Annotated in this window: 12 protein-coding genes and 2 pseudogenes; 8 read left to right on the plus strand and 6 right to left on the minus strand. The window is 58.5% G+C overall.

What is annotated here, in order from left to right; genetic code table 11:
* Positions 1–120: 120 nt before the first annotated feature.
* Genes tnpB through EOD15_RS01085 form a run of 3 tightly spaced genes read right to left on the minus strand, consistent with a single transcriptional unit; the run spans position 121 to position 1,374 of the window.
* The gene (gene tnpB, locus EOD15_RS01080; RefSeq protein ID WP_127318491.1) at positions 121–474 is read right to left on the minus strand and encodes an IS66 family insertion sequence element accessory protein TnpB; all 354 of its coding nucleotides are present in this window, start codon (positions 472–474) and stop codon (positions 121–123) included.
* Positions 475–505: 31 nt separating this feature from the next.
* Positions 506–715, minus strand: a complete 210-nt coding sequence (locus EOD15_RS36210) for a hypothetical protein (protein WP_346016453.1) — start codon at positions 713–715, stop codon at positions 506–508.
* Positions 682–1,374: a hypothetical protein gene (locus tag EOD15_RS01085; RefSeq protein ID WP_164762578.1), complete on the minus strand. Its 693-nt coding sequence runs from the start codon at positions 1,372–1,374 to the stop codon at positions 682–684. The genes EOD15_RS36210 and EOD15_RS01085 overlap by 34 nt, the downstream gene beginning before the upstream one ends.
* A 245-nt stretch (positions 1,375–1,619) precedes the next feature.
* On the opposite strand from EOD15_RS01085, the pseudogene EOD15_RS01090 reads away from it, so the two are divergent.
* The 4 genes and pseudogenes from EOD15_RS01090 to EOD15_RS01105 all read left to right on the plus strand — a co-directional run.
* Positions 1,620–2,752: pseudogene (locus EOD15_RS01090) on the plus strand (relaxase/mobilization nuclease domain-containing protein); the annotation flags it as partial.
* 863 nt (positions 2,753–3,615) lie between these two features.
* Positions 3,616–4,851 carry a D-amino acid dehydrogenase gene (locus EOD15_RS01095; RefSeq protein WP_127309732.1) on the plus strand — a complete coding sequence of 412 codons (1,236 nt, stop codon included), beginning with the start codon at positions 3,616–3,618 and terminating at the stop codon, positions 4,849–4,851.
* Between the two features lie 34 nt (positions 4,852–4,885).
* Positions 4,886–5,314, plus strand: a pseudogene (locus tag EOD15_RS01100) (heme-binding protein).
* Positions 5,315–5,504: 190 nt separating this feature from the next.
* Positions 5,505–6,674: a Xaa-Pro peptidase family protein gene (locus EOD15_RS01105; protein WP_127318489.1), complete on the plus strand. Its 1,170-nt coding sequence runs from the start codon at positions 5,505–5,507 to the stop codon at positions 6,672–6,674.
* Positions 6,675–6,732: 58 nt separating this feature from the next.
* Here EOD15_RS01105 and EOD15_RS01110 read toward each other — a convergent pair whose 3' ends face one another.
* The 3 genes from EOD15_RS01110 to EOD15_RS01120 all read right to left on the minus strand — a co-directional run bounded on the left by EOD15_RS01110 (position 6,733) and on the right by EOD15_RS01120 (position 9,706).
* On the minus strand, positions 6,733–7,917 hold the full coding sequence (locus tag EOD15_RS01110; protein ID WP_127318487.1) for a glycine C-acetyltransferase: 1,185 nt from the start codon (positions 7,915–7,917) through the stop codon (positions 6,733–6,735).
* 63 nt (positions 7,918–7,980) lie between these two features.
* Positions 7,981–8,940 carry an aminotransferase class IV gene (locus tag EOD15_RS01115; RefSeq protein ID WP_245463536.1) on the minus strand — a complete coding sequence of 320 codons (960 nt, stop codon included), beginning with the start codon at positions 8,938–8,940 and terminating at the stop codon, positions 7,981–7,983.
* A gap of 310 nt (positions 8,941–9,250) precedes the next feature.
* On the minus strand, positions 9,251–9,706 hold the full coding sequence (locus EOD15_RS01120; RefSeq protein ID WP_127309735.1) for an Lrp/AsnC family transcriptional regulator: 456 nt from the start codon (positions 9,704–9,706) through the stop codon (positions 9,251–9,253).
* A gap of 250 nt (positions 9,707–9,956) precedes the next feature.
* Here EOD15_RS01120 and EOD15_RS01125 point away from each other — a divergent pair, with 250 nt between their 5' ends.
* From EOD15_RS01125 to ehuD, 4 genes are all read left to right on the plus strand, one after another.
* Positions 9,957–11,123, plus strand: a complete 1,167-nt coding sequence (locus EOD15_RS01125; protein ID WP_245463537.1) for an amidohydrolase — start codon at positions 9,957–9,959, stop codon at positions 11,121–11,123.
* 166 nt (positions 11,124–11,289) lie between these two features.
* Positions 11,290–12,135 carry a transporter substrate-binding domain-containing protein gene (locus tag EOD15_RS01130; protein WP_127309737.1) on the plus strand — a complete coding sequence of 282 codons (846 nt, stop codon included), beginning with the start codon at positions 11,290–11,292 and terminating at the stop codon, positions 12,133–12,135.
* A gap of 61 nt (positions 12,136–12,196) precedes the next feature.
* A complete protein-coding gene (ehuC, locus tag EOD15_RS01135; protein ID WP_127318483.1) occupies positions 12,197–12,862 on the plus strand; it encodes an ectoine/hydroxyectoine ABC transporter permease subunit EhuC in 666 nt (221 codons plus the stop codon).
* A gap of 3 nt (positions 12,863–12,865) precedes the next feature.
* On the plus strand, positions 12,866–13,531 hold the full coding sequence (gene ehuD / locus EOD15_RS01140; protein WP_127309739.1) for an ectoine/hydroxyectoine ABC transporter permease subunit EhuD: 666 nt from the start codon (positions 12,866–12,868) through the stop codon (positions 13,529–13,531).
* The last annotated feature ends 1 nt before the right edge of the window (position 13,532 follow it).

Below are 13,532 nucleotides of genomic sequence, written 5' to 3' on the forward strand. Positions count from 1 at the left end.
CTGCAAAATCTGCGGGTCGGAAGGCAGATTTTCGAGATCGATCAACATGATCGAATCTATCATAAACAGCCTAAAAACCCAAGCTTTCCGGGCTTTTCCGCGACAATCGACGAGGCGATTTCAGCCCGCCAGCATCGGTCGCCAGAAGCGTTCCGGCGTGCGCCAGTCGATCCCCTCGATGAGCATCGCCAGTTGCGCTGGCGACAGTGTCACCGAGCCGCCTGGCTCAGCCAGGCGCGGCCACATGAACTGTCCGCGGTCCATGCGCTTGGTGAACAGGCACAGCCCCGTTTCATCCCAAAAAAGGATTTTCAAAAGCGAGGCATTCTTGCCGCGGAAGACGAACAGATGTCCCGAGAACGGATCCTTCTTCAGGTGTTCCTGGATCAGCGTCGCGAGGCCATCGAGGCCCTTTCGCATGTCGGTGTGACCCAAGGCCAGATGCACTTTCACGCCGGCCGGAACGACAATCATGACGCCTTCTCCTTACCAGTGAGCTGCCGCTTCACGGCGGCCGTGGTCGCGCCCGCCGGCGCGAACACGCGCCGTCCATATCCAGTTCCATTGCCACCATTCCGTCCGGCGGCTGCACGAGATCGCGCAACGCCGCGAGTGCCGGCAACTCGTTCGCCGCGCCGTCGGCGAGCGCGACCATCGCCAGTTGCGGCGCCTTGCGGGCAGTCAGGCCGAACTCTTCGCGCCAGCGGAAGGCCATGCTGGTGGCAATGCCGTGGCGGCGACAGACCTGCGCCACGGCGACGCCAGCCTCTCGGTCTCCGCGACGATCGCCCGCTTCTGCTCGTTGGTGAAGGTGCGCCGGTTCGAGCGACCGTCCGCAGCCCCAGGCGTCAAGCGGTATTTGCGCCGTACGCAATTAGCAGCGCTGCTTAATTGGGCCCGGGTACTCGGATGAAGAAGCGACCGCCAGTCCATTTCAGTGCCGGATTCCTCGAACCGATCGCGCCATCTGCGCAGCGCGTGCGGCGAAAGATCGAGCGCCGCCGCATACTCGGCGAGCCCCATGCCGCTCCAATTCATCGCCTCCACATGCATTCCCCAGAACGCATGCAGCGCAAGCGGACCGCGGTCCGTGCGCGCGCCGTAGCGGCGGCGAGGTGGCGCGTTTTGCTTCCGCCGAGGCGCATTCCTGGCGCGCTTCTTCTGCTTCTCCGCGTACAATTCCCGCAGATATTCCGCACGTTTACGCAGGTCTTTCGGCGTCAGCAGGTGGCGCGCCCAACGCTCGAAGGTCACCGTCGAAAGCTTGTGCCGGCGGCAATATTCCTCCGCCTCCAGAGAGCTGCGAAACCAGCTGCCGACATGCGTGCGCCAGTAGGGGTTGTCAGCCTTGTCCCAGGAGCGGCGGGGCGCCATCGCAGATCATCCTCCTCGACAAGAAGGAACCCGACATGACGCGAGATTGCACTACCTCAGATATGTGCAGGGACCGGACGCTTACCGGGGCTGGGGGGCTGGGCGCGTAAGGCAAGATAAAGGCACCGCCTCCAGGAGGCGGCTAAGTCTTTGTCTGCACATCGTTTTTCCAGGAGGCTGCCGCCGGTGCCAAGAGGGTTTGACGTGTAAGTGTCTGATTTTGCTTGATATGTCTGGGAGGTCGCATGGCAGATGACGAGTTCAGGCCGAAGCTCGGCAAAATCGGGTCGCGCGGCTCGAAGGCAGGCAAACGCTATGCCGGTCAAGTCCGGGCAGCCGTCAACCGAGCCGGCGGCCAGCCCCAGCCCGGCGGTCGCTTCACGGGCAGCCGGACAGGGCGTGGCGGGGCGGCTGCGGAGCTGCTGAAATCGCGCGACCGGTATGCCGCCTTCCGCCAGCGCCGGGTGATCGTCAAGGCGCGGATCGTCAAGCTCGCCGGCAAGGGCGCGGACGGGGCGCGTGCCCATCTACGCTATCTTCAGCGCGACGGCGTCACCCGAGAAGGTGCGCCTGGCGAGCTCTACGGCGCCGACAGCGACCGCGTCGACGGCAAGGCGTTCATCGATCGCGCGGACGGCGACCGCCACCAATTCCGCTTCATCGTCGCTGCCGAAGACGGCATCGAGTATGAAGACCTGAAGCCGCTGACGCGGCGGCTCATGGCGCAGATGCAGGAAGACCTCGGCACGAAGCTCGACTGGGTCGCGGTTGATCACTTCAATACCGGCCATCCCCATAGCCACATCATCGTCCGAGGCAGGGACGACCGTGGCGAGAACCTGGTCATCGCGCGCGAATATATCTCATCTGGCATCCGCGAGCGGGCGGCCGAGCTGGTCAGCCTCGATCTCGGTCCGCGAACCGACCGCGAGATTGAGCTTCGCCTGCGCCGGGAAATGGAGCAGGAACGCTTCACCAGCATCGACCGTCGGCTGCTCAGCATGCGTGATGATGACGGCCTGGTCTCGCCGGGCGGTCCCGACGCCATTCGCCAGACGCTGCACCAGGGACGGCTGCGCAAGCTCGAGCGGATGCCTCGACGATGAGCTCGAAGCCACGCTGCGCCGCACCGGCGAACGCGGCGGACATCATCAAGACCATGCACCGCGAACTGACCGGCAAGGGGCTTGCCCGCAGTACCGCCGACTGGGTGATCCACGATCGAGCCGGCGAGCCCGTCCAGTCTCTCGTCGGTCGCGTTGTCGCGCGTGGACTGGCCGACGAGATCAATGACCGCCATTACATGATCGTCGACGCCGTCGACGGTAAGAGCCATTGGATCGACATCGGTAGAGGCGAGGCGACAGAACCGACGCCGCCGGCTGCATCGTGCATGTCACAGAAATGGTCGAGAAGGAGTGGCTTTGGCTGGCTGTCGATACAACGGCTTTGTCCTCGACGTTCTGGTGCAAAGCTGCAGAAATGCCAAGGCTGCAAAGCAGCTGATGCGCAGGCTCTGAAAAAGCAGGGCCATGCTCTGCGCGTGATGATCACCGACAAGCTCGGCTCCTCTGCCGTCGCCGGCATAGAGATCTTGTCGGAGGTCGAACATCACCGGCACAACGTTGCTTGACAATTGGCCGAAAACTCCCGCCTGCCTGTGCGACGACGAGAACGGATCACGAAGCGCTTCCAGTCACCACGCCAGCTTCAGCGGTTCGTCTCTATCCAAAACCCCATCGTCGATCTGTTCACTTCCCCGCCAATGTCTATCATCTTCCGACATTCGGGTCTGCGCAGCGCTGTCACAGAAAATACCGCGAAATCTCGCATGTCGCGCAGCTTGAAGTCTAACTTCGCTGGCCCGCTGTGCCGGCCTATCGGTGTTCCTCGGTGGCCAGGAGCCAGCGCCGACCTCCGCGGCCAGACCCACGTTGAGGTGCTAATTGACCCCAGTCGGAGTGGCTGGTCTAGGCCAAGCCGCCCTGTCTGATTGGGTCAGTCATCTCTCGATGGGTTTCGATCAGAAATCCACAAAAATGGTCCGTATGTTTCAATTAACCTGAGAAAATGGCGATCTATGGCAAGAGTTATCATCGTATAGCTCCACCGTTCATCAGGCACAGCGGGAGAGATCGGCGAAATGCCGACGCCGACGCAGCAAGCTCTCAGGTACCCGAGACAGATTTGGGGATTCGCCGCGGGCCAGCCTCGCACCCGTTGCACCGTTCGGAGGTTAGAATGCCTAAAATAGTTGTCATCGGCGCCGGAATTGCCGGCGTGTCGACGACCTACGCATTGATAGAGCAAGGCTACGACGTAACTGTGGTCGAGCGGCGGCGCTATGCGGCGATGGAAACTTCATTCGCCAACGGTGGCCAGCTGTCCGCAAGCAATGCAGAAGTCTGGAATCACTGGTCCACCATCCTCAAAGGGATCAAGTGGATGCTTCGGCGGGATGCGCCGCTTCTTATGAACCCCACTCCGTCATGGCACAAGTACACCTGGCTGCTGGAATTCGTGTCCAATATTTCGCGATATCGCGAGAACACCATTGAAACGACCCGTTTGGCTATCGCGGCCCGTAAACACCTCTTCGATATCGCTGACCGAGAAGGGATCGATTTTGATCACGTCCGTCGCGGGATTCTGCATGTCTGTTGGGACAAAGCCGCCTTCGATCATGCGTTGAAGGTGAACGAGATGTTGAACGAGGGCGGCCTCGATCGTCGATCGGTGACGCCCGGCGAAATAGCCGGCATTGAACCTGCCCTGCATGGTAATTTTTATGGAGGATTTTACACCCCTTCGGATTCTACCGGCGACATCCACAAATATTGCGCGGGCTTGGAGAAGGCCTGCACAAAGCGTGGTGCCCAATTCATCTATGATGCTGCGGTAACTCGGATTGGACGCAGGGATCGCCTTGACCTCGCTTATACGACCGGTGGCGCCGATCAGACGCTGGAAGCCGACGGCATTGTAGTGTGTGCGGGAACGAACAGTCGCGATATCGCTGCGATGTTCGGGGATCGCGTCAACGTTTATCCGGTGAAAGGGTATTCAATTACGGTGGGGTTGGAGAGGTCTGCCTCAGATCTGGCACCTTGGGTAAGTATTCTGGACGACCGCGCAAAAATCGTGACCAGCCGCCTCGGCGCAGCGCGCCTGCGCGTAGCAGGCACCGCAGAGTTCAATGGTGTCAATTTCGACATCCGTGAGGATCGCATCAGACCTTTGGTAGACTGGACGCGTATGATGTTCCCGAAAGTGGCAACTGAGCACGTTGTGCCATGGGCGGGGCTTCGACCGATGATGCCAAATATGATGCCACGGGTCGGCAAGAGCCGGGTTCCGGGCGTGTTCTATAATACGGGTCACGGGCACCTAGGGTGGACGCTTTCTGCCGCTACGTCGGCGACGCTGGCCACAGTTGTGGCTACGGATCTTCCGGTCGATGCACGTTTGGCGGCATAGAGCCGCCTCTGTTATCAAGCTCAAGGGACTACAGATGACCAAACTGACATTGACATTTGCCAATTCAATCATTAGTCAGGCGTGCTTTACAGCAAACGGTAAGGGCCTGAAGCCCTGAGCATTGCGGTTCTCGATACTGGCGACCACTTGGTCGCGTTCCAGAAGCAAGTGGTGCTTCAATGCTCCGCTTTGAGATTGCATTCGGAAGGCTTACGGTGCGTTGGCCGCCGGATTCGGTTCACGCTGGCTCAACCAAGCGTCCGCAGACCGCCCTCACTTTGTAGCCGGGCTGACCGCTATATCAGGCGGCAAGATTGTCCCCGTGCCCGGGGGTGTCCTGGTGCGAGACCGGGTCGGTCGATTGCTGGGTGCGGGAGGGATTACCGGAGAAACATCTGACAACGATGAAGCCGTGGCCCTGGCAGCAATCGAGATTAGCGGTTTGAATGCACAGGCGGCCTGACTCAGGCAACCAGCGAAGCGCCTCGATCTTGCCGGGCCAGAGATCGGAGATCTGGCGGCCAATCAGGGCACATTTGCAATAGGGCCTGTGCCTCTGGCCCTATTTTGAAATGTTCCGCGCACTGGTTGCCCTTAGGTTGGTGGCTAAATGCTGCTGTCACGGCGCAAAACGTTTGGGAACAGGGTTAGAGATGGATCAGGAAGCCTCCTACGGCTTTGCGCCGACAGAGTTCGAAGAACGGGTCGCCCGGGCTCAGCGGTTAATGGGTCAACATCGCCTAGACGGCTTGTTGCTCACGTCGATGGACAACATCCGCTACTTCATCGGTGTCGATTCCACATTCTGGGAGAGCTATACCCGACCTTGGTTCCTGTTAATCCCTGCTACCGGTGCGCCCTTCGCAATCATTCCGGAGATCGGAAGGGCTATCATCGAGAAGACGTGGGTCAAGGAAATCAGATCCTGGCCTTCGCCTCGCCCAGAAGACGAGGGCACATCTCTTGTTGTCGAGGCGATATCGGGCCTACCCCGCCGACACGGACGCGTCGGAGCTGAACTTGGTTTCGAACTGCGACTGGGAATGCCGGTAACGCAATTGAATGCGATCAGCGGCGGTCTGAAAAGCGTCGAGATTATTGATGGCGCAAGCCTCATTTGGCAGCTTCGCATGATCAAGAGCCCGGCCGAGATCAGCAAAATCCAACAGGCCATCGACATCGCAGGTGCCGTATACGCCCAGGTGCCCGATTTCGTTAAGGTCGGCGATACCGAGCGTATGATCCTTCGGGAATTCCGCGGTCGCCTCAATGCTGGCGGCGCCGGCGCAATCCCAACCCTCATTTGCAGATCCGATGTCGGAGGGCCTTTCGAGATTACGGGCGGCCCAAGGGACCGGCCCATCGCTGATGGCGACCTGCTCTTCATCGACACAGGCACGACCTTCGACGGGTATTTCTGCGATTACGATCGCAATTACCAGATTGGCAGGGCTACAGATGCCCTACGGTATGCTCAGGAAAAGGTTTGGGAAGCGCACGAGACTGGGCTTCAAGCGGTAAGAGCGGGGCTTACTGCCGGATTTGTCTTTGAACAGATGGCCAAGGCACTCTCTTCGCGTGGTGCGGACCTCAACAGCAACGGACGCATGGGGCACGGCCTTGGGTTGCGGCTGACCGAGCCCCCGTCAATTCGACTGAAGGACGAGACAGTGTTGCAGCCAGGCATGGTGCTCTGCATTGAGCCTGCCTTGGAATACGAGCCAGGTAAAATCGTGCTGCACGAGGAAACAGTCGTGGTTACTGAAGGAAAGGCGCAACTGCTCACAGATCGGGCGCCGAAGCAGCTAGCGCAGATATGTTGATGGGGAAGAGACGCTGACGATTTGCGCTTTCCCCGAAGAGGTAGTTAGAGACCACCGATCATATGATCGAAAGTTCCTTAGCTACCTCCGCAAACGCCGTTACCGCATGGTCGATGTCCGCACTGGAATGCGCAGCCGACATCTGAGTGCGGATCCGCGCCTGGCCTTTCGGCACCACAGGAAATGAGAAGCCGATGACATAGATGCCGCGCTTCAGCATTCGCTGCGCCATCTCCTGCGCAAGGGCGGCATCGCCCAGCATCACCGGAATGATCGGATGATCGGCACCAGCAAGCGTAAAGCCCAGCCTACCCATTTGAGACCGGAAGCGTTCCGCATTGGCATATAGGCGCTCGCGTAGCGCGTCGCCATGCCGGATCAGCTCGAACACTTTCAGCGAGGCACCGGCAATCGCCGGCATCAGCGTGTTGGAGAAAAGATAGGGTCGCGATCGCTGGCGCAGCCAGTCGACCACCGGTTTTTTGCCCGATGTGTAGCCGCCGGACGCGCCACCCAACGCCTTGCCGAGCGTGCCGGTGATGATGTCCACCCTGCCCTCGACGCCACAATGTTCGGCCGAGCCACGGCCATTCCTGCCGACGAAACCGACTGCATGGCTGTCGTCGACCATGACCATCGCATCATATTTGTCGGCGAGGTCGCAGACGCCCTTCAGATTGGCGATGATGCCATCCATCGAGAACACGCCGTCGGTGGCGATCAGCCGGAACCGGCAATCCTTCGCATCCTTCAGGCGCGCCTCGAGCTCGGCCATGTCGTTGTTGGCGTAGCGGAAGCGCTTTGTCTTCGACAGCCGCACACCGTCGATGATCGATGCGTGGTTCAGCGCATCGGAGATGATTGCATCCTCCTCACCGAACAGCGCCTCGAACAGGCCGCCATTGGCGTCGAAGCAGGAACCGTAGAGGATGGTCTCATCCATGCCGAGGAAGGCGGAAATCGTGGCTTCGAGCTCCTTGTGCTCTTCCTGGGTGCCGCAGATGAAGCGCACCGAGGCCATACCGTAGCCATAGCGGTCGAGCGCCTGCTTGGCGGCCTCGCGCAGCTCAGGGCTGTCGGCGAGGCCGAGATAATTGTTGGCGCAGAAATTCAGCACCTTCTCGCCGCCGACCTCGATCTCGGCCGATTGGGTCGAGCTGATCACCCGCTCGGACTTGTAGAGCCCGGCTGATTTCAGGCCGGCGAGTCCGTTGGAGAGATGCAAGATGAAAGCGTCGGACATCGGCAAACTCACGGCAACACGGCCTTCCCCAATGGGAAGGCTTTTTCGACAAATATCGCGGCACTATCCGAAATTTACCGGGGTCGACCATGCGGGGTCGGCATGCTTCTCCCAATACAGATGTGTCAGCTGGCACGTCAGTCCACCGACCTTGCCGCCGCCTATCACGGTTTCGTCAATCTTGGACACGGGCATGATCCCGCCCGCTGTGGATGTGATGAAAACCTCATCGGCACCCTTCAGCTCGTCGCGATCAATGTCGCCGGCGCTGACAGAGAGGCCCAGTTCGCTGCATAGATCAAATACGGTCTGCCGGGTAATGCCGGCAAGGACGCCATAAGCCGGGGTCTTTAGACGGCCGGCTTTGACGATGAAAACGTTGAAGCCAGGCCCTTCGGCAATGTGATCGTTGATGTCGACAATCAATGCAGTTTCGGCACCGTAGTCATACGCATCAAACAGGCCTTTCACCAGATCGAGCCAGTGATAGTTCTTGATGGACGGATCGATCGACCTGGGCGGAATCCGAACGGTGTTGCTGATGGCGACGTGCAGGCCGCGCTCAAGCTGCTCTTTGTTCGCGACGGATCCGAACGGCACCGCGAATGCGATAAACCTATTCTCCGATTCCCGCGGGTCACGGCTAAAGGTGGGCGAGCCACCTCGCGTGCAGACCATTTCGACATATGCCGACTTGTGACCAGATAGCGCCACGCAGGTTGACAGAATCTTCTCGATCTCACTGCGGTTGTAGTGAAGCTTCATGCGGAGCTTTTCCATGCCGCGAAAGAACCGCTCCAGATGCAGGTCCAGCCTGAAGAACCGTCCGTTCCATACATGGACGGTGTCGTAGGTGGCATCGGAATGCAGAAAGCCCCAATCCAAGACGGATATTTTGGCTTCGGACATCGGCAGGTACTGACCGTCCATGAAGGCTACGCCATGAGGATACTGTCGTTGATCCAGGTGCCGTTGCTCTATGGTCGGGAGAGATGTTGCAGGTTCGGCTGCAGCAAGTGTCATTCCTGAGTCCTCCAAATCTTTCAATCCAGGCGCTTCGCACACCCGATCACGATTTACCGCCGCGAGACCGCCCAGCGGCTCCACGTCCCAGCAGTTCGAATGTTGGCGCACCTCGGACCACCCAGCACGCGGCGCGTGCCGGTGTCGACCCGACCGGGGCCATAAGCCCTTTGGTCCGACCACGGGTCACCCCGCGATCCAATTAAATCGCAGACTTCGATGCGCTGATTGCGATCAAAGTGGCGCGCCGGCCGAAATGCACGCTTCAAAAACCGGGTGGGAGTGGTGGAAACGTTCAGCCTTGAAGTGTCTACACTAGAACCCGGGGCTCAAACTTAACTCGGTCCAACGCAATCATGCTCTTGAACTTGCGCACATTGGGATTTGTGTAGAGTTTGGTCTTTACAAAAACGTCGAAGGCCTCGACGTCCTCCACCGCTACAATAAGAACGAAGTCGGCATCGCCTGTGATCATATAGCATTGAGTGACTTCTTTTGCCGTCCTCATCGCTCGCTTGAAGTCGTCGACGAGGTCCAAACGCTCACGGTCGAGTTCTACGGTGACGACCACTGTCAACGACTTCCCGAGCGCCTTGGGGTCGACTAAGGAGATATCAGCGGTCACAACCCCGTCGGCGCGTAACCTGTTGACCCGGCGCATGCATGAGGCAGCAGACGAACCCACGAGGTCCGCAAGCTCGGCAAACGACAGCCTGTTGTTCTTCTGAAGCGCCCCGAGTATCCGGCGGTCAAGATCATCTATCATCCCTGCACCTCAGATGCGAAACCATCATGTGGCATTAGCGATCCGAAATGCTCGTTGCAAGATCGGAGGCGTAACGAAACGCTACCCCATGCAAATGGAGCCATCATTGCAATCGTGATGGAAGCGTGATCGTTTCCTCTCATCCCAATGCGTGTTTTGACCAAAATATCCCAAATGTTTCCTGTAAATCTGCACAATGCCAGCCACATGGCGCTCCGTAGGACGACAGGCGCCGATGAATGGAGTCAGCATGTTCCAGAAGTTTTATCATCTGGCCGACGAGGCTACAGCTTGGCGCAGGCATCTTCATCAAAACCCCGAACTCGACTTCGCTGTGCATGAGACGGCACGTTTCGTCACGGAAAAGTTGGTGTCCTTTGGAATCAACTATATCGAAACCGGCATAGCCGGCACCGGCGTCGTCGCTTTCATCCAGGGCGAAGGCGGCGACGGGCCGACTATCGGCCTCCGTACAGATATGGACGCCTTGCCCATCCATGAAGTGTCTGGAAAGGATTGGTCCTCGAGGACCCCCGGGAAGATGCACGCCTGCGGTCACGACGGCCACACGGCGATGCTGCTTGGTGCTGCAAAGTACCTTTCCCAAAGAAGGAGTTTCAGAGGCACCGTCGCGCTTATCTTCCAGCCGGCCGAGGAGGTCGAATTGCCGTCGGGCGGGCTCAAGATGGTCGAAGACGGCTTTTTGGACCGTTTTGGCATCTCCCAGGTCTTCGGAATGCACAACTGGCCAGGGATCGATGTAGGCAAATTCGCGATCTGCGCAGGCCCGATGATGGCCTCCCAAGATGATTTCGATATCGTTGTAAAAGGTCGCGGCGGGCACGCTGCAGCCCCGCACCTTGCGGTCGATCCGGTCGTTATCGCCGCCCAAGTCATCACTGGCCTGCAAGGACTTGTGTCGCGCAGCACCGATCCAATCGAGTCGCTGGTAATTTCCGTCACGAAACTCAGGGCCTCGAATGCTTACAATGTGATCGCCGACGAAGTTGAACTGGCTGGAACCGTCCGCGCATTGGCCCCTTCCCTGCGTGACTTCGCCGAGACCCAGATCGAGCTCGTTGCGCGGAAAATCGCGCAAGCTTTCGGGGGCGGCATTGCCTACCGGTACCGCCGATCGGTTCCAGCGGCAGTGAATGATAGCGCTGCCACTGCTCTTGCCATCCGTGCGGCTCAAGGCACCGGCGCGGCAGCGGTAGACGACAGATTGAGGCCGGCCATGGTTGCAGAAGATTTCGCTTACATGCTGCAGGCACGCCCAGGAGCCCTCATTTTCATCGGCAATGGCCCTTCGGCCGCTTTGCACAATGGCGCTTACGATTTTGACGATCACGCAATCCCGTACGGCGTGGCTTATTGGGTGAACGTCGTGGAGGCTGCCCTTGGAAAAGATGGCTAACATTTCAAAAAAGCTGGACTTATGGTTGGAACGTTTCGCCCATCCGGCACATTTGGCGAAATACCATGCAAAGAGTGCCCCATGATGCGCAAGTACGGTCGGTTGCATCTTTGCCACAGGCAGCCGCAATCAACCACGATCAATCGTGGCAGTAAGGGGTAGCAAAATGAAAACCAAAATGGGAACAGCCATTCTAGCAGCCGGTATTTCCTTGTTCGCAGGCGCCTACACGGTAACTGCAGGTCCACTTTCGGACCGCATCAGCGCCGGTCAGCCGATCCGGATCGGGTTCTCTAACGTGCCGATCTATGCCTTTCCGGACGACAAGGGCCAGCCAAAGGGGTTCGTGAACGACGTCGCGCTCGGCATTTTGAAAGACATGGGCCTGACCAATTTCGAGACCACCGTTACCGATTGGGGCGGCCTTATCCCCGGCCTGCAGGCCAACCGCTATGACATAATCACGGGTGGAATGTACATCCTGGGAAGCCGCTGCAAGAACGTTGCGTTTTCTGAGCCAATTGCGAAGACCGGTGATGCGTTTCTGGTGCCCGCCGGAAATCCCAAGGGCATCCACAACTACAAGGATATCCTTCAGAAGAACGCTGCATTCGTCACCTATTCAGGCGCAAACCTGATCGAGGCAGCAAAAAAGGAAGGCGTGAGCGACGACCAGATAACACAGGTGCCAGGACCGTCTGAGGTCCTGGCCGCGGTCAAATCGGGCCGCGCGGACGCCGGCGGTATGACCTATTTCGAAGTGAAGTCCATGGCGGATGGGTCGAACGGCCAGTTTGAAGCTACAAACCCCGCGGACCTGCCCGAATGGACACAGAACTGGGTGGGCATTGGGTTTCGCACCGAGGACGCTGATTTCTTGGCCAAGTTCAACGAGGCCTTGAAAAGATACGTTGGGACTCCTCGGATGATCGAGGCCATTAAGCCGTACGGCTTGTCCGAGGTTAATCTTCCGGGTCCCACCACGACCCAGTGGGCTTGCTCAAACCGGTAAGGTACAGCGGATGCGGGCACCCGCTGGGAGCCCGCATCCCGGTCCTGCTAGCGGATAGATTATGGGTTTTCTAGAGTTTCTTGCGCAGTACTGGCCCCGGTTGTTATCAGGCACCTGGGTGACGATCCTTATTTTTGCATGCTCGGCGGTTCTAAGCATCGCGTTATCGATGATCGCAGGCCTCTGCAAGCTTGCGCCAACGCCCCTTCTGCGAGCGGTCGCCGTTTGCTACGTCGAACTGTTCAGAGGCACGTCCCTATTGGTCCAGCTCTACTGGATCTTTTTCGTGCTTCCGCTCTTCGGCCTTACAATCGAGAAGTTTACCGCAGGGTGTTTGGCGATTGGCTTGAACATCGGGGCTTACGGCGCCGAACTGGTTAAGGGCGCCGTTCTTGCAGTGCCAAGGGGGCAGTGGGAAGCCGCATTGGCCATCAATATGGCTCCAGCCCAGCGGATGCGGCGCGTTATCCTCCCCCAGGCGCTGGTGATTGCATTGCCGGCCTGGGGCAATCTTTTGATCGAGTTGTTGAAGGCCACGGCCCTCGTGTCCCTAATATCGGTTTCGGACGTCATGTTCGAAGCCAAGCAGATCAACGGCCAGACATTTCTGTCGGCCCAGGTTTTCGGCGCAGCGCTGGTCATCTACTACATATTGGCGAGATGCTTGCTGACTCCCGGTATGCGCAGTCTCGAGAAGCGAATGCGCTCCAAGTTGGGCTCAGCTTGAGTCATGTTCAAATGGGACTGGGATTTCACCTGGCAAATCTTACCGCGGTTGATACACGCCACGGGCAACACCCTCATTGCCGCACTGTCCGGCTATGCTATTGCTATGGTGCTGGGTCTGGCACTTGCCCTTGTTCAGCGTGGCAATGCTACAGTCCTGCGTTGGCTCATTCGTGAACTGATAGAGTTTATCCGCTCGACACCGCTCCTCGTTCAGGTTTTTTTTGTTTTCTACGTTGCCCCACAATTTGGAGTTCGGCTGAGTCCATGGGTATCAGGGATGCTAGCCATCGGGCTCCACTATGCCTGCTACCTGTCCGAAGTCTATCGCGGCGGGATCGAAGGGGTCGCCCATGGGCAATGGGAGGCGGCAACCGCGCTGAACATGTCCACCAAACAGACCTATGTTCGAATCGTCATCCCTCAGGCAATCCCGCTCTGCATTCCAGGAATGGGTAACTATCTGGTTGGTATATTCAAAGACACCCCGATGCTCTCGGTGATAGGTGTCGCAGAGCTGATGCACACGGCCAACGCTATTGGAACCGAGAATTACCGTTTCCTAGAGCCTTACACTTCGGTCGGAGTGATATTCCTAGCGATTTCATTGCCTTCAGCCGGCTTGGTGAACCTATTGGAACGGTATCTCCGCCATAGGTTAGGAACTTAAC

This window comes from Mesorhizobium sp. M7A.T.Ca.US.000.02.2.1, assembly GCF_003996995.1.
GTDB lineage: Bacteria > Pseudomonadota > Alphaproteobacteria > Rhizobiales > Rhizobiaceae > Mesorhizobium.